At 39.1% G+C, this 15,472-nt stretch carries 15 protein-coding genes and 1 tRNA gene; 10 read left to right on the top strand and 6 right to left on the bottom strand.

The genetic code is table 11. The annotated features are described in order from the left end of the window. Positions 1–81 precede the first annotated feature (81 nt). Positions 82–1,860 carry a DUF885 domain-containing protein gene (locus ACULLH_RS09530; RefSeq protein WP_454088512.1) on the top strand — a complete coding sequence of 593 codons (1,779 nt, stop codon included), beginning with the start codon at positions 82–84 and terminating at the stop codon, positions 1,858–1,860. A 90-nt stretch (positions 1,861–1,950) separates the two neighbouring features. Then, entirely contained in the window at positions 1,951–2,094 is a 144-nt protein-coding gene (locus tag ACULLH_RS09535; RefSeq protein WP_454088513.1) for an SsrA-binding protein, read from the top strand. Here ACULLH_RS09535 and ACULLH_RS09540 read toward each other — a convergent pair. Beyond that, positions 2,091–2,603 (bottom strand): adenine phosphoribosyltransferase, encoded by a 513-nt coding sequence (locus ACULLH_RS09540; protein ID WP_454088514.1) that lies wholly within the window; start codon positions 2,601–2,603, stop codon positions 2,091–2,093. The two genes, ACULLH_RS09535 and ACULLH_RS09540, sit on opposite strands and share 4 nt — an antisense overlap. Before the next feature lie 112 nt (positions 2,604–2,715). Between ACULLH_RS09540 and ACULLH_RS09545 the strand changes: the two genes are divergently transcribed. Both ACULLH_RS09545 and ACULLH_RS09550 read left to right on the top strand, forming a co-directional pair. Continuing rightward, positions 2,716–2,991 (top strand): GIY-YIG nuclease family protein, encoded by a 276-nt coding sequence (locus ACULLH_RS09545; RefSeq protein ID WP_454088515.1) that lies wholly within the window; start codon positions 2,716–2,718, stop codon positions 2,989–2,991. Continuing rightward, positions 2,969–3,042, top strand: a tRNA-Arg gene (locus ACULLH_RS09550). Before ACULLH_RS09545 ends, ACULLH_RS09550 begins: the two co-directional genes overlap by 23 nt. A gap of 273 nt (positions 3,043–3,315) precedes the next feature. Here ACULLH_RS09550 and ACULLH_RS09555 read toward each other — a convergent pair. Further along, entirely contained in the window at positions 3,316–4,530 is a 1,215-nt protein-coding gene (locus ACULLH_RS09555; protein WP_454088516.1) for an alpha/beta fold hydrolase, read from the bottom strand. 163 nt (positions 4,531–4,693) lie between these two features. Here ACULLH_RS09555 and ACULLH_RS09560 point away from each other — a divergent pair, with 163 nt between their 5' ends. The 4 genes from ACULLH_RS09560 (at position 4,694) to ACULLH_RS09575 (ending at position 8,082) form a co-directional block, all read left to right on the top strand. Continuing rightward, complete coding sequence (locus ACULLH_RS09560) at positions 4,694–5,599, top strand: alpha/beta fold hydrolase (RefSeq protein ID WP_454088517.1); 906 nt, start codon at positions 4,694–4,696, stop codon at positions 5,597–5,599. Then, a complete protein-coding gene (locus tag ACULLH_RS09565; RefSeq protein WP_454088518.1) occupies positions 5,592–6,236 on the top strand; it encodes a class I SAM-dependent methyltransferase in 645 nt (214 codons plus the stop codon). The genes ACULLH_RS09560 and ACULLH_RS09565 overlap by 8 nt, the downstream gene beginning before the upstream one ends. A 7-nt stretch (positions 6,237–6,243) precedes the next feature. Further along, positions 6,244–7,080, top strand: coding sequence for an alpha/beta hydrolase family protein (locus tag ACULLH_RS09570; protein ID WP_454088519.1), 837 nt, complete (start codon positions 6,244–6,246; stop codon positions 7,078–7,080). 66 nt (positions 7,081–7,146) lie between these two features. Beyond that, positions 7,147–8,082, top strand: coding sequence for a hypothetical protein (locus ACULLH_RS09575; protein ID WP_454088520.1), 936 nt, complete (start codon positions 7,147–7,149; stop codon positions 8,080–8,082). 51 nt (positions 8,083–8,133) lie between these two features. Here ACULLH_RS09575 and ACULLH_RS09580 read toward each other — a convergent pair whose 3' ends face one another. Together ACULLH_RS09580 and ACULLH_RS09585 are read right to left on the bottom strand one after the other, a co-directional pair. Then, complete coding sequence (locus tag ACULLH_RS09580; protein ID WP_454088521.1) at positions 8,134–8,805, bottom strand: hypothetical protein; 672 nt, start codon at positions 8,803–8,805, stop codon at positions 8,134–8,136. A gap of 22 nt (positions 8,806–8,827) precedes the next feature. Then, positions 8,828–9,415 (bottom strand): hypothetical protein, encoded by a 588-nt coding sequence (locus tag ACULLH_RS09585; protein ID WP_454088522.1) that lies wholly within the window; start codon positions 9,413–9,415, stop codon positions 8,828–8,830. Positions 9,416–9,618: 203 nt separating this feature from the next. Here ACULLH_RS09585 and ACULLH_RS09590 point away from each other — a divergent pair, with 203 nt between their 5' ends. Together ACULLH_RS09590 and ACULLH_RS09595 are read left to right on the top strand one after the other, a co-directional pair. Beyond that, positions 9,619–11,547, top strand: coding sequence for a glycoside hydrolase family 3 protein (locus ACULLH_RS09590; protein WP_454088523.1), 1,929 nt, complete (start codon positions 9,619–9,621; stop codon positions 11,545–11,547). Between the two features lie 82 nt (positions 11,548–11,629). After that, positions 11,630–12,499: a hypothetical protein gene (locus tag ACULLH_RS09595; RefSeq protein WP_454088524.1), complete on the top strand. Its 870-nt coding sequence runs from the start codon at positions 11,630–11,632 to the stop codon at positions 12,497–12,499. A 63-nt stretch (positions 12,500–12,562) separates the two neighbouring features. On the opposite strand, the gene ACULLH_RS09600 is transcribed toward ACULLH_RS09595, so the two are convergent. Further along, entirely contained in the window at positions 12,563–14,491 is a 1,929-nt protein-coding gene (locus tag ACULLH_RS09600; protein WP_454088525.1) for an outer membrane protein assembly factor BamB family protein, read from the bottom strand. Between the two features lie 42 nt (positions 14,492–14,533). After that, positions 14,534–15,451, bottom strand: coding sequence for an alpha/beta hydrolase (locus ACULLH_RS09605; RefSeq protein ID WP_454088526.1), 918 nt, complete (start codon positions 15,449–15,451; stop codon positions 14,534–14,536). Positions 15,452–15,472: the final 21 nt, after the last annotated feature.

The following is a 15,472-nucleotide window of genomic DNA, read 5'->3' on the forward strand; positions in this document are numbered from 1 at the left end:
AAAAACTTTAGCAATTGACTTGAGCTCCATCTTCTACGTTTTGATTACTTTACATTTTTGTAACAAATCAAACTCAAAAAAGTGAAAAAAATAACAATTTTATTGGTTTCCCTAGTGTGCTTGCAATCCTGTAAGGAAGCATCAAAAAAAGAAGAAACTCCAAATCTCAGTGAAGACTTTGCAATCCTCTTGAACAATTATTATGAAGACGGATTAAAGCTTAATCCAATTACTGCTACGACAGCGGGAGATCATCGCTATGATGATGTTTTCGCAAATCAGCTATCAGATGAACATATCGCTAAAGCAAAGGCTCATTATGAAGGCTATAAGAACAAGTTGAATAATTTTCCAAACGAAAGTCTTACCGAAAGTGAGCAAATGAGCAAGGCAATTCTAGAATGGCAATGCGACATCAATTTGAACGAATTCAACCACAACGCAAACCTCACCCCAATTGACCAAATGTGGTCTCCCAATTTGTTTATGGGACAATTGGCCAGTGGATCCAGTGCGCAACCTTTTGAAACCGTTGAGGATTACCAAAAGTGGACCAAAAGAGTGGATGGCTTTTTGGAATGGTTAGCCAGTGCGGAGGATAAAATGCGCGAAGGAATGGAAAAAGGGCATGTGCTTCCAAAGTCGCTAATCAAAAAAGTATTGCCACAACTTGAATCGTTGACGGTCAAAGATTTGGATAAGCACCTTTTCTACACACCTATTAAGAATATGCCCGATAGTTTCTCCGAAGATGAAAAATCGCAACTTACTGAGGCGTATCAGGCTATGGTGAACGATAAGATAATTCCAGCCTACGAAAAATTGCATGCCTTTATGGCCAACGAATATCTTGAAGCTGGTCGTGAATCAAGCGGTATACAAGGAGAACCCAACGGCGATGCTTACTATGCGCATCAAATAAAAAAATATACCACGACGGACATGACCGCAGCTGAAATCCATGAATTGGGATTAAGTGAGGTCGCTCGGATACGTTCCGAAATGGAAAAAATTAAAGAGCAAGTAGGTTTTGAAGGTGACCTTAAAGCCTTTTTTGATTATGTGAGGGAAAATAAAGCATTGATGCCTTTTACGGACCCGCAACAGGTGATTGACAACTTCAATGCGATTCACGACCGCATGAAGCCCCAGATTGAAAAGCTTTTTGACGTAAAACCGAAAACTCCTTTCGAAGTTAAACGCACCGAGGCTTTCAGGGAAAAATCCGCCAGCGCTGAATACAACCCAGGTTCGTTGGATGGCACACGTCCCGGAATCTTTTACACTCCTATTCCGGAAGTTACAAAATACAATACCTATTCGGATGAATCCTTGTTTTTACATGAAGCAATCCCTGGGCATCATTACCAAATATCATTGACCCAGGAAAACGAAGAATTACCCAAATTCAGAAAAACGCTCTGGTATAGTGGTTATGGCGAAGGATGGGCTCTATACAGCGAATCTTTAGGAACCGAATTAGGTCTTTACACAGATCCTTATCAATTATTTGGCATGTTAGGGGCCGAAATGCACCGAGCTGTTCGATTGGTTGTAGATACCGGATTACATTCGAAAGGATGGACCAGGGAACAAGCCATTCAGTACTCCTTGGATAACGAAGCAGAATCTGAAGCATCCATTATTTCAGAGATTGAACGTTATATGGCCAATCCCGGGCAAGCCCTATCCTACAAAATAGGTCAACTTAAAATAAGGGAATTGCGAAAAAAGGCCCAAGATGCTTTGGGTGAAAAGTTTGATATCCGTCAGTTCCATAATCAAGTTTTGGAAACTGGATGTGTTCCGCTCGCATTGTTGGAAAATAAAATTGACAATTGGGTCAAAAAGAACAGTTAAGTATATGAAGGGCCGCTAAAGCGGTCCTTTTCTTTTTGGGTTGATAAGCTAAAAGTTTGGTTATCTTTGCATTGACCAACCACTAAAGTTATGTTCTACAAATTTTTGGCAAAAGTCAATAAGGTCATCCTCCCTTCATATACCAAAAGAGGGCTGGATCTTTCCAAAGCATCCAAGCTACAATTGGCCATCATCGGTTGGCGTTATTATATCACCACAAGGGCTTTGGATTAGTATTGAAGCAGAGCTTTGATGGGATAACCATTTAATTTGTCCGCTCCGTTGAGAAAGGCAAGATGAATTAAAAAATTACACTGTACTACTTCGCCGCCTAATTTTTCGACCAATTTGCATACCGCACTGGCAGTTCCTCCCGTAGCCAACACATCATCATGTACCAGGACCTTTTCACCAGGTCGAATAGCGTCGGTGTGTATTTCCAACATGTCCTGTCCGTATTCCAATTCATAGGACTCGGAAACTGTCTCATAAGGAAGTTTACCTTTTTTACGTACGGGGACGAAACCGGCTTTGAGTTTAGCGGCCAACATTGGAGCAAAAATAAAGCCCCTACTATCCACCCCAACGACCTTATCTATGCTTTGATTCCCAACCATATTGCAAAGTACGTTGCACGCCTCGGTCAATGCTTTGGGATCCTTTAAAAGTGGAGTAATATCTTTAAAAATGATTCCGGGTTTGGGAAAGTCCTCTATATCTCGGATAAAGGCATTAAAATCCATATTTTTTTTTGGATGAAGTGGTTTTGTTGTAAAGGTAAAAAGAAATATATTTGCACCCCATTAAAAAGGCCGCGTGCCCGCCCGTACCGAACGGTACGTTCGGGCGGGGCGCATGGAACAGATCTCTGAGATGTTTTATGTTTACGTTCTTTACAGTTCTAGATTCGACAGGTACTATATCGGGATGACAACAAATCTTGAGAAGAGGCTTGCTGAACACAATAATGGAAAAACACAATCGACCAAACCGTATGTTCCTTGGGAAATAGTTTGGAGAGAAGATTATGAAACCCGTGAATCAGCAAGAATTCGAGAAAAATACCTGAAATCTGCTGCTGGAAGAAGATGGAGAAAACAAAATATTAGGCCGCGTGGCGCAACTGAATAGCGCATCTGATTACGGCTCAGAAGGTTGCAGGTTTGAATCCTGCCGCGGTCACGAATAAATTGTTCGATAAGAAAAAACGCCAAGCTTGCTTGAGCGTTTTTTTGTTTGAACGGTTTTCAAAGCGGAGCTTTGTCAGGATGTTTGCGAAGCAAACAATCCTGCGCGGCAGGATGCCAACACACCGCCGGGCGGCAGCCATGCCAGTTTGCATTTTCAGGAGGGGACTCAAAGGAACACCGTAGGTAATCCCATTCTCCACGGCTTCAACTGATAGGCCTGCCACAGTTGCTGAACACATTATTCCTAACGTTCATTTATTACATGCTAATCTTCTTTTTCCCCAGACAACTTACTTTGAAACTGGGAAGGGGTAATACCGTATTTCCTCTTAAAAGCAATAGAAAAATTATTGGAGTGTTGATAGCCAACTTTTTCCGAAACGGTTGCCACTGTTTCATCAAAATGTGATAAAAACTCACACGCCTTTTGCAACCTAAAGTCGGTCAGGAAGGTAATCAAAGGTTTACCAAACAAGGATTTAAATCCAGTTTTAAGTTTGTATTCATTGATCCCAAATTTCCGTGAAAGATTCTTAATCGTATGTAGTTTGTGAAAATTTAAGGTTAAATGGTCCTTAACCTCATAAACTATGAAGATATCCTTTGGATTAAGCGTTTCCAACATTTTATTCTCGACGGCAATTCCATCTTTTAAAAACGTTTGCAGCGCTATCAGTTCGGCTGATTTAACACCAAACCAAGGCAAATGGTCTTTACCTGGAGTGGCAATCAATTTAGAGTTCTTAATCTTAGCCGAGAGATATTTTCCATGCCCGTATTCTATCAATAAATCACCTGTTCTGTGTAAAATCAAGGTTGGGCAATCTACTTTTTCCAAAAGATGGCGCACATCAATTTCCGTGTTCATCTCATAGAATATCCTCGCAGTTTTCGGGCTTGCACTCCTCCTCAGAAACCTTGCCCATTGTTCTTGGGCATTGCTATCATCCTTAACACTTGGGGCCATCAAACTCAATCCAATTGGATTGCCCCAGTTTGAAAAAATGAATTTCAAGATACGGTCGTGCTCTTCCCTCGCAAGACCGATTGGGTAGTCCTCCGTTTTGACCCATTTGGCAAAACTCCCGATCAACACTAATTTATCAACCATTTGAGGAAACTTGGCCGCAAGATATATGGCCAATGGTCCTCCCTCCGAAAGCCCTAAAAAACTTGCTCTTTCTACTCCTATACTTCTTAAAATGATTTTTAAATCATCGGAGCGCTGCTCTATATTAGGTAAATTATCTTCGCTTACCCTGTCCGACAGTCCCGTTCCTCTTTTGTCGAATACCACTATTTTCATAAAAGAGGCCAAATAGCTCAACCAAGCCGACAGTTGCTGAATATTCCAGATATCTTCAATATTTGAAACCCATCCAGGAATCAAAATAAGATACTCATCTCCTTTCCCTATTACCTGATAAGCCAGATTAACATCTCCTGACTTGGCATACTTGGTCTGAGGTCTCAAATTCATTCCATAAAGTTAGTCATTGAAAAAATTCATCCCTCCATAAATCCTTATTGCAGCTATTTTAATCCCGATGTAATAGTATCAAAATCCCTCCCCAATACTTTTTAATCCACATTGCATATGCTCCTTCTCAAGCGGACCCCATAAGTTTGGACTGTGTAATTAAATGCATCTCAATTTAACAGAGATTATGGTCCACCTTATCAAAGAAGACATATTAGAAGATACACGCCATCCCTTTATGGATGAATCGTCCAAGTGCTATTCTTGGCGTGGTCATAACATTCATTATAAAGATGAAGGTAAGGGAACTCCCATTGTTTTGCTCCACGGTACATCCTCCTCTTTGCAAACTTGGGATCAATTGGCCGTCAACTTAAAGCATCATTATAGAGTTATAAGACCCGATCTTATCGGTTTTGGATTGACAGGGCCCCACAAGACCTCCGATTATTCTTTGGATGCTTATCAGCGGTTCATTTTCGATTTTACCCAGTTCTTGGGATTGGACTCCTTTTTTATTGGAGGAAATTCTTGGGGTGGTCTACTGTGTTGGAATTTTGCATCATCCCATCAAAAGAATCTGTTAGGGTTGATTCTGATAAACTCAGCAGGCTTTAAACTTCATAAAGTACCCAAAAGATTTGTGTTATGTCAATTTGGTTTGGGCAGATGGCTTCTAAAGAACCTATCCTTTAAATGGTTTGTCAAAGAAGGATTGAAAGAAGTATTCCATTCAAAAGCCCTTATCTGCGCCAATACAATAAATCGATATCATAAACTTCTAATAAGGCAAGGCAATCGAAAAGCCTTTCTGGAATTCATACAACAACGCAATCGAGTTGATACTTCCATATTATCCAGGATAAAAATTCCTACGCTCATCTTGTGGGGTTCAGAAGATAAACTCTATCCCTTGTACCAAGGGTTCATATTTAAGAGGAAAATCAAGAATTCATACCTAAAAATAATAGAAAAGTCAGGGCACATCCCCATGGAAGAATCTCCAACCCCCTGCTATATCGAAATCAACAGATTCATTACAAACCTAAAACAAAAGAAAAATGTGTAAACCAAAATCAGACAACGGGAACCCAATAAGGGGAAAATTCAATTCATGGCTATTCGGTGTACTTGACGGATATTTTCATTACATGTACAAAAAAAAGAAAGAGCGTTTATTTGGTAGTATATCGGGAACACTTGTAGAAATCGGGTCCGGAGCTGGGGCCAATTTTAAGTATTTAAAAGATGTCGACCAAGTTATAGCTGTTGAGCCGAACCCATATATGCATGCAAGCCTTCAAGAAAGCGCTGACAAACGAAACATTAAACTACAAATAAATCCTTGTAGTGCGGAAGAAATAACTATTGAAAGCAATAGCGTTGATACCGTCATAAGCACCTTAACGCTATGCACCATCAAAAACGAAAAGCGGGCACTCGATGAAATAAAGCGAATATTGAAACCCAATGGAAAATTCATTTTTATTGAGCATGTCAGTGCCAAAAAGGGGAGTTTGGTAAAGTTTATTCAGTGGTTGATACGAAAGCCCTGGTTTTGGCTCTTTGAAGGCTGCCATACACATAAAGATATTGCTTCAAGTATCCAAAATGCTGGATTCTCCAAGGTAAATATCACAAGATTTAAGTTTATTTCTCCGTTTATACCTATAATTCCGCAAATCTCAGGTTACACCATCAAATAACATGGTTATGATACTTCATAATGGGAATAGAAAGCTGCATGGCGAAACGTTTATAAATCCAAGTAGCAATAGAGTCTTGATCATCGCTCCTGCAATGGGTGTATCGCATAAATTTTATCGCAAGATTGCCGACTATTTCTATAAGAAAGATTACAGCGTAATTACGTTTGGTTATTTTGGGATGTTCCATGATCAACGTACCAAAAACCTTAAAGACCTTCAAATCAGTGATTGGGGACGAAAAGACATAAACGCCGTGATAGCGTATGCAATGCAGCATTTCCCAGGGCAAGAATACTTCTTCTTAGGCCATAGTATTGCCGGGCAAGTACTTCCATTAGCCAAAAAAAGTAAAGCTTTGACCGCAGCTTTCCTAGTGGCGTCGCAAAATGCGTCCAAAAAGTATTGGGATGGCAGTTGGAAAATCAAGGTTTTACTGTTCTGGCATTTTATAATTCCCCTATTTTCCTCGCTATTGGGGTATGTCCCTGGATTCGCCTATGGCGGAAAACATGGCTTGAACAAATCTATCGCCAAAAATTGGGCTGTTTGGGGCAAAAACAAGGTGGGATCATTAGGGATGGAGTTCGATTACAAAGCTTTTAACGTTCCCGTAAAATTTCTCAGCTTTTCGGATGATAAGTTATTGGCTCCTCCACAAGCGGTAAAAGCAATTTATAACTCGTATGGTTCGGACCACAAAGTACATGAACATATCAAGCCCAAAGAAGTAGGGTTTACATCAATCGGGCATTTCAATTTTTTTAGGGATGAATATTCTTCTTTATGGCCCAAAATAACCCGTTGGTTTAATATGGCACATAGCCATTCAAAAGCCGTATGACCAATAATCCTTGTTCTCATTGATTTATTTTCGTACATTTTTTATCGTAAACAAAAACCTGGATAAGTGATTCTAAAGAGATTTTTCGCATTGTGCTGTTTATTTACGATGCTTTCTTGCAACACAGATACGGGCGAACCAGACTTTGAGAACAACCAGGCCGAGCAAACTGATTCGAATACTAATCAGGGTGAAGGGAATGGAGAAGTTGATGATCAACCTGACGATGATATCGAAGATGAATCCATATTTTTTTCGAGAATAAGTTATGTTAACACCACAAATAAATTTTATGCCCGTCTTGAATTAATGTTTGAGGGCAACAAGGTTATTCGGGAAGAAGTGTTTAATTCTATTGATGTGTTGCAGAACTACAACACATATCAGTATAATGAAAAAGGACTTTTAGAGAAGCGTATTTACTATTCTGCGGATGGTATTGTTGATATTATCAACAGCTATAGTTATGACTCCGACGATAACCTAGTTTTGGTTGAGACGATACGAAAAAATTCGACCCTGGATACGCTTTATACTGTTTATACATATTCGGATAATCTCATTGAACAAGAAACCACTGACAAGGATGGCAATCGCCTAATGTATAGTCAACATTACCTGAACAGTGAAGGTTTTATCTACAAGACGGATAACGGTATTATTGCCGAAATCGCCTTACAGGATGGCCTACCAATATCGAAATCTGTACAATATCCCGATAAGACTATCCAATTTGAGCATGTTTACTTAGATAGCCCATTACCAAAAGGGCCTTTGAAGAACTTTTGGCGAAATTTTTATGGTAAAATGAACAATCAAATCATTAGATCCGGAGCTGGTGTAATTTCCCATGAAGATGCAGTTGATTTGCCCAAATACATTGTTAGTGCCGGAGATCAATTACAACAGGAATTTGAATTTAATTCGGACGGACTACCTGTTAAGATTGTAAAAACTTTTGACCTTATCAAGTCAGTATGGGAAATAGAATACCAAAATTAAAACAGGTGCGTAAATAATTCAGTGTATCAGCATTCTTTTTATACCTCCAATCTAATCCTCCTTTAATGGCTTATCTCGGTTTGGTTCGAACAAACTATCCGGAATTTGCTTTTCCTCAATTGAAACTGCTTCACTAATGGATTTGAAAAATGGAACATATTCTGTTTCGTTCCTTATGCTTATTGCACCTGACTCGTTTACATATCTGTTCCAAAAGCCGTTACCATAATCTTTATATTTTTCCTTGTTGAGACGATATTTGGGACTAAAATAGTGAGTTCCCCTAATCTCTTGTGCAAATGGAATTTCCTCTCCGGGATGATGGACTATGGTCACCGATTCGCACAACTCGTCAAGCACTTCCTTTTTCTCAGCGTGGTTTCTTTCGAACAAAAAGAGTTCTCTTTTTTCGGGTGCAAACTTTGTTTTGGTAATGGTATCCTGTTTTTCAAATTCGGTATAGTAATATCCTTTGTCCAATCTAACAATGATTTTCATCCATCCATTCGTTCCATCGGCATTATAAATCATTGAATATCTATCTTCCTTGACATGGGCGGTAAATGACTTACCTATTTCCTTTTCTAAGTACTCAGTGGATATGTTCTGATTCAATGCCTCGTATTCAATTTTGTATTGAATCTCACCCTCGAAATAATCTTGGGAATAACCTGAATTGATATATGCAAATAGAAAAAAATAGAGCAGATATTTTTTTATCATCTTAATATTGCGAAAAGGTTGATTATTCGAAATTTGATTGGGTGAATGAGTCCATGATTTTTTGTCCGATTTCCTTATCAACATACATTACGGTAAAAGTGAAATCTCTGTTATCAAATAGACGATTGTATGTAACTCCCTTTAATTGATTACCATTCGGAAGGCCTATTACTACTTCAAATTTTTGAAATTCGAGGTCATCAATTATTTGGACTGATGACACAGAATCCAAAGGAGCATCCGGCAATTGTAATTCATATGTTTGAAATATTGCTTCCTGGACAAGTTTGTTGGTTTCAAGGTATTCTCCATCAACGTCAGAATCATAGGGCTGCCAGTTGCATTCCATCATATTGCCAAATCCATTTTGATAAAAAAATACGGGTATCGTTCGGTTAATAACTTCTTCCCCTACGGTTTCTCCTAGGGCATCCAAACCTCTTTTTTGTATTTTTTGCGCTGCTTCCTCCTCAATTTGGACAAAATTCTCTGGAATGGTAATTGTCCAATTAAATTCGTCAACTGTAATTGTTTTGGGTTCCGATTTTGTTTGGCTTTTGCAACTTGAGGCAGTTAAGACAAGGACAAAAAGCAACGTGAGAAATCTCATCAATTATTTATTTGGACTAAACTTACTAATTCAAAATTTGATATCGCTTAAAACCATAAGAAAAACGTAATCCATTCCGTTAACCATTATTTTAATGCCTTGAACTTTTTCAGAATCTCAATTCGCTAAGTTCTCTCTTCCACCATTTTAATTGTACTTTTAAGTTTGTTAGCTTCATATTCAGACATCAAAAAACCAATCAAGTGAATAAAGTACTATCCCTAATCTTTGGACTTATCCTTTTTACAGGATGTAAAAACACCAAAACAAAAGACGCACAAAGTCAGTCGACCATTGATCCCCATAACAAATCCCAAGTAGTCATTGAAAAAGATGGTGTGCTGTTCAGGGACTTAAACAAAAATGAAAAAATGGATGTTTACGAAGATGTCCAACAACCCATTGATGCTCGAATTGAAGATCTTCTTGATCAAATGACCTTGGAGGAAAAAGCTGGGATGATGTTCATTAATGGTGTACCTGTCAGTACTGATGCATTACCAGATGGGAAACAAGGCCTAAAGGGTTTTGTAGCCACACAACCCCCCATAACTGAAAACATGAGTGCCAAGAAAATGACCCATTTTAACACATGGGATATTCCCGAAGACCTCAGCATTTTGGCCAAGTGGTACAACAATGTCCAGCAGCTTGCCGAGAATAGTCGATTGGGTATTCCAATAACCATGGCTTCAGATCCAAGACATCATTTTGACAAACAAAATAGTGGGCCCGGTTTCACCCAGTTTTGTGAAATGCCCGGTTTTGCAGCCATTGGTGATGAAAATTTGGTAAAACAGTTTGCGAATATCGTTCGAAAGGAATTTATGGCGGTTGGATTCCGGGAGTCCTTAAGTCCACAAATTGATTTGGCCACCGAACCGCGTTGGGCACGTATCAATGGCGGGTTTAGTGAAGATGCTTCATTAACGTCCCGTTTAGCAAAGCCCTATATTGAGGGATTGCAAGGTGAAAAGTTAACTGATGGTGTGGCATGCATGACCAAGCACTTTCCTGGAGGTGGTCCCCAAAATGAGGGCCTAGATCCAGATTTTATATTCCATAAGGGGCAAATTTATCCGGGTGACAATTTTGATTATCACTTAATTCCCTTCGAAGCAGCTTTTAAGAGCAATACAGCGGGCGTTATGCCTTATTACGGAGTTCCCGTAGACCAGACCGAAGAAAATGTGGCCATGGGCTATAACAAAACAATTGTTACAACATTGTTGCGAGAAAAATATAATTATGAAGGGGTTGTTTGCACAAATTGGGGATTGATCACTGATATTCCCATGGGACCCGACGTAACTTGGGAAGCTCGGGCTTGGGGCGTAGAACATTTAAACGCAGCGGAACGGGTTCAGAGAGTCATTGACGTAGGGTGTGACCAATTTGGGGGAGAAAGTAGACCAGAATTGGTGGTACAATTGGTGTCCGAAGGGAAATTAACAGAAGAAAGAATAGACCAATCCGTGCGACGCTTATTGAAGCAAAAATTCGAGTTAGGTCTATTTGACAACCCCTTTGTGGATGAAACAAAGGTTACCGAAATCGTCGGCTCCGAAACTTCAAAAGCATTGGGAGAAAAGACACAACAGATGTCTATGACCCTATTAAAAAACACAAACGCAACCTTACCCCTAGCCCAGGAAAAACATAAAGTCTTCATTAAAAACATAGATAGTGCTACGGTGGCCAAATATGCAGAAATTGTTGCCTCTCCAGTGGAAGCTGATTTCGCAATCATAAGGTTAAACACTCCTTGGTACCCTGTTGAAACCAAAAATTTTATCGCTGCCTCCTTTCACCATGGGGATTTAGACTTTAAAGGAAAGGAGAAAAAGGAAATCCTGAACTTACTGAGAAGCGTTCCGACCATAGTGAATATCTATTTGGACAGACCTGCCGTCATTCCAGAGATTACACAATCTGCGGCCGCTGTTATTGCGGATTTCGGCGCTAGCGATGAATCTGTTTGCAAAGTTCTTTTTGGAAAATCGGAACCGCAGGGGAAATTACCTTTTGAACTCCCATCTTCAATGGACGCCGTAAGAGGTCAAAAAACCGATGTTCCATATGACAGTAAAAATCCTTTGTTCGAATTTGGATTTGGACTCAAATACCAATAAATCACAGCGCAACCGAGATTTTGGTGAAACAAAAACCCTTTAACCAAGTAATGCCACTTCTGATAAGGCGACTTAAGCCTTAATGAGCCGGTTAAAGTATTCATCCCTGATTTATTGTATTGTTACGGTGATTATACATGGTTGTAAGATTGCCGATCTCCGTACTGCTGAAATAGACTCAACATCTCCCAATCGTGAAGAGAGAGCTGTAGCTCTTTTAGACAATGTAATTTCCAAATACAATCTGGATAAGTTGGTAAAAGCAGAGAACTACTCCCTTACCGCAACTGATAATTGGAGAGGACTGTACGCACTGGTTAACCCATTCCCAAAGGATAATGAGCTCATGGAGTTACGATTTAGGCCAAAATCGTTTGATGGGCAGTTCAATTATCTGGAAACCAACAATGCCAACATTTATGGGGTACAATCCTTCAATTGTTATAATATCAAAAGGGATGGCGAGATAAAATTCAAAAATAAGAAGCGTATCGCGTTCACTTTGCCCGCTATCCAATACTTCTTTGAACTTCCGTTGCGCCTTAGGGATGCACCAATTTTAAAATATGCCGGCAGCCAGGAGTTTGAGAACAAAACCTATGATCTGGTATTTGCCACTTGGGACAGATTGGAACCCCACAAAGAACACGATCAATATCTTCTGTATTTTGACAAGGAAACGGGCGACCTCTGCTTTGCAAGTTATACGGTACGAGGAATCTATCTACCAGCACCCAAAAACACCTTTGGCTCCATTCGGTTTTCTGGATTACGCAAAAATCAGGATGGTATTTTATATCCCAATAAACTCTTTATTCAGTTGAATAAGCTCAAAAAGGAACGCCGAACCTTGCACACCATTACGATAAATGATCTACGGCTAAACAGTTTCGAATTGTTGCGGTTGTACCCCGATAGTACAATAGCATTTAAAGGCGATGCAAAGTTTTGATCTAGCTGTGAATCAAAACCGGCTACATTGCTAAGTTATATCTTTAAGTGCGTCTTGGTGTTGCTATTGTAGCTTTTCAACAATTACCTTTTTTCTATCGAAAAAGTATACGACACCGGCAATCTCATCCAGCAAATAGTCCTTGTAATCATAGCTGATTTTCTTGACCAATTGAGTTTTCCCGGTTGCTATGTTCATACTAAAAATATTTGTCATTCCATCTTTCTTGGCTTCAACAATCAACCTGGTCTCATCGCTGTTTTCAGATGTTTTGGCCCTGCCAAAAACATTCAAAAGACTACCATCAACGTCCAACGCATTCATACTCGTTAAATCATCCACGGTGTTTTTGTATGAACTATAGGTTCCATAAATCGAAGACGCCGATCTGCTTATGATTCCTAGATCTGTAGAGACCAAAACACTCTTAAAGGTCTGATTCACTTGGTTTGGTATAAATCCAACTATGGCCTTAAAGGTTCCAAATCCACTTCGAGCTATACCTGTGGTTGTATGAAACAAGGTTCTTTGGCTATCAAAACTGAAAATGTTCTTATAGATTAATTTTCCTGTTTTGTCAAAAAAATAAAACTTGTTTTCCAAGGACACCAAATAGCCCGTTTCCCTAACATCTATTCTGGGAATTTTGTTCTTGAACTCAAAAGTGTAGACAACAGTAGGTTTTTCCTTTTTGTTTTGATCAATAATATAAAAATCGTCCTCGTTGTAGATTAAGATTTTCGCCGTTGCCTGGTCTTCCCATAGCTGATAATAATGATGTTTAAGTTTTAGATTTCTTCTTATGTAATCCGTTTTATTTAGCTCCAAATCTTTCTCCCACATTTTTCCTCCTCTTTCCTTGTCCACAATATTTGCGTAAGAAGGTGTTATGAACAAAAGTGTCCCTTCGGATGGTTCATATAGATGAATGGGTCGTTCTTCACTCGATTTTGTAATTTTTATTTTCTGATTCCAAAGTTCTTTTCCATTCGCGTCTATAGCCAATAAAAAATTGTCCTGAACCACAAAATAGCCATCGTCATATGGGATTATTTTTTTAATAAGTGGCAAGGATTCAGGTTTTTCCCATTTTAAATCTCCTGTGTCCGTATTGATGATGGAAAAACCTCTGGAACTAATTATAATCAGTTCTTTTTTATCGATATATGTTTCTATGATGTCTCCAAATATCTTTAAGGAGTGGTTCCACAGCTCATCCCCAGTTTCAGTGTTATAAGCTGTGAGTGTGGTGGCATCCTTTATCGAAGGATTTTTTGCTAAGATATAGGCGGTTTTATTCCTTTTATCCAGATGATAAAAATTGATTTTCCCATTGGAATAGACTATCTCCCCAGTATTTCCATTTATCTGTATTAGCGTCTGATTTTTAAGCCACCATATATTCTTTTGAGTATCTAAGCCGATTTTTTCCCGGTCCCGTAAAGCTCCTTTTACATCTGCAAACAACTTTCTTTCAACGGTATCAACTTCCCAAACTATGTTCTTGTCTTTAAAGTTGTATAGTGAAATCACATAATTACCATCTTTTATACCGTCAATTAAAAAAGCCTCTTTTTCTGGAATCAATAAAGTATTGTTGACGGCATTAAAGCCCAATGACTCTGAGTCAAGAATAACACTACCGTCCAAAACGTTCACGAGTATTTTGGAAACACCTTTGGTACCAAGAGCATTTGAAATCAATTTTGAATTTATTTTTGGTTTTTCTTCAAAAACCAATATGGATGTCAAAGGGATTTCATAATAACTGCTGAAGTCAACTTTTTTTAAGTTGGGGTTTTTCCATAGCAAGGTATCTACTTTTGCATCAACTCCATAAAGTCCATTGGAGTCCTTGATAATTAAAGTACCCGTATTATTGGTAATGAATTTGTCCTTTATCTGATTGCTTACCGAATAAAATTTCTGGGAATTTGCATGATGCGCAATTGTAATGCAGGCAATACATAATATGTGTTTGAAATTGGCCATAAAATTGCTTTTACATACGTCAATTCCCCAAAAATTACATAACTATTTTAGATTATCCAACCAATCTGCAAGTCGATCTGTCCATGTTTGCAGATACCCTTGACCAACAGCCAATCCATATCCATGTCCCCCTTCTGGATAAATATGCATTTCGGAATACACCTTGTTTTTCTTTAAAGACTGATAAAACAACAGACTATTTTCAACGGGAACGGCCTCATCATCCGTGGAATGGACCAAAAATGTTGGCGGGGTGTTCTCATCAATGTGCAGTTCATTTGAATATTCTGCAACCAGCTCCTCTTTTGCATTTTTCCCTATCAAATTTTCCCGAGATCCCATGTGAGTGTATTTGCCATCCATAGTGATTACGGGATATACCAATATCATAAAATCCGGTCGTGCACTTAATTGATCAATTTCATCTGGTTTAAATGCATTTTTTGTGTCATAATGGGTGCCAAGCGTCGAAGCCAGGTGCCCTCCGGCAGAGAATCCCATTATTCCAATTTGATTTTCATCAATATTCCATTTTTTCGCATGATGACGTACCAGTCTTATTGCTCGCTGTGCATCTTGCAACGGAGCTTTATTTTTTTCAATCAAAGATTTTGAACCCGGTAAGCGATACTTCAGTGCAAATGCAGCTATTCCAATGGAATTTAACCATTTGGCCACATCTGCTCCCTCCCAGTCATAGGCCAAGCCTTGGTATCCTCCACCCGGACAGATTATCATGGCCTTTCCGGTTGCATTTCTTTTGGCTGGCAGGTAAATCTCCAAGGTGGGTTCTTGGACATTTTCAATCCAAAGTATATCATCTATATTTTGGGTCTCTTTTTCATTGGTCTCCCGTTGGTTCGGAATTCCATTTGGCCACAGGGGCATGATTTCTCCCTGACCATAACTCAATGCAATGCCCATGAGCGTAAAAAAAACTGATATTGAATATTTTCCCATCCTTTCAAAATTTCAAAGATT

Source organism: Flagellimonas sp. 2504JD4-2 (assembly GCF_053642935.1).

Coding starts and splice junctions, on each gene's coding strand:
- ACULLH_RS09535 (WP_454088513.1), top strand. CDS start 1,951: ATGTTCTACAAATTTTTGGCAAAAGTCAATAAGGTCATCCTCCCTTCA.
- ACULLH_RS09540 (WP_454088514.1), bottom strand. CDS start 2,603: ATGGATTTTAATGCCTTTATCCGAGATATAGAGGACTTTCCCAAACCC.
- ACULLH_RS09545 (WP_454088515.1), top strand. CDS start 2,716: ATGGAACAGATCTCTGAGATGTTTTATGTTTACGTTCTTTACAGTTCT.
- ACULLH_RS09555 (WP_454088516.1), bottom strand. CDS start 4,530: ATGAATTTGAGACCTCAGACCAAGTATGCCAAGTCAGGAGATGTTAAT.
- ACULLH_RS09560 (WP_454088517.1), top strand. CDS start 4,694: ATGCATCTCAATTTAACAGAGATTATGGTCCACCTTATCAAAGAAGAC.
- ACULLH_RS09565 (WP_454088518.1), top strand. CDS start 5,592: ATGTGTAAACCAAAATCAGACAACGGGAACCCAATAAGGGGAAAATTC.
- ACULLH_RS09570 (WP_454088519.1), top strand. CDS start 6,244: ATGATACTTCATAATGGGAATAGAAAGCTGCATGGCGAAACGTTTATA.
- ACULLH_RS09580 (WP_454088521.1), bottom strand. CDS start 8,805: ATGATAAAAAAATATCTGCTCTATTTTTTTCTATTTGCATATATCAAT.
- ACULLH_RS09585 (WP_454088522.1), bottom strand. CDS start 9,415: ATGAGATTTCTCACGTTGCTTTTTGTCCTTGTCTTAACTGCCTCAAGT.
- ACULLH_RS09595 (WP_454088524.1), top strand. CDS start 11,630: ATGAGCCGGTTAAAGTATTCATCCCTGATTTATTGTATTGTTACGGTG.
- ACULLH_RS09600 (WP_454088525.1), bottom strand. CDS start 14,491: ATGGCCAATTTCAAACACATATTATGTATTGCCTGCATTACAATTGCG.
- ACULLH_RS09605 (WP_454088526.1), bottom strand. CDS start 15,451: ATGGGAAAATATTCAATATCAGTTTTTTTTACGCTCATGGGCATTGCA.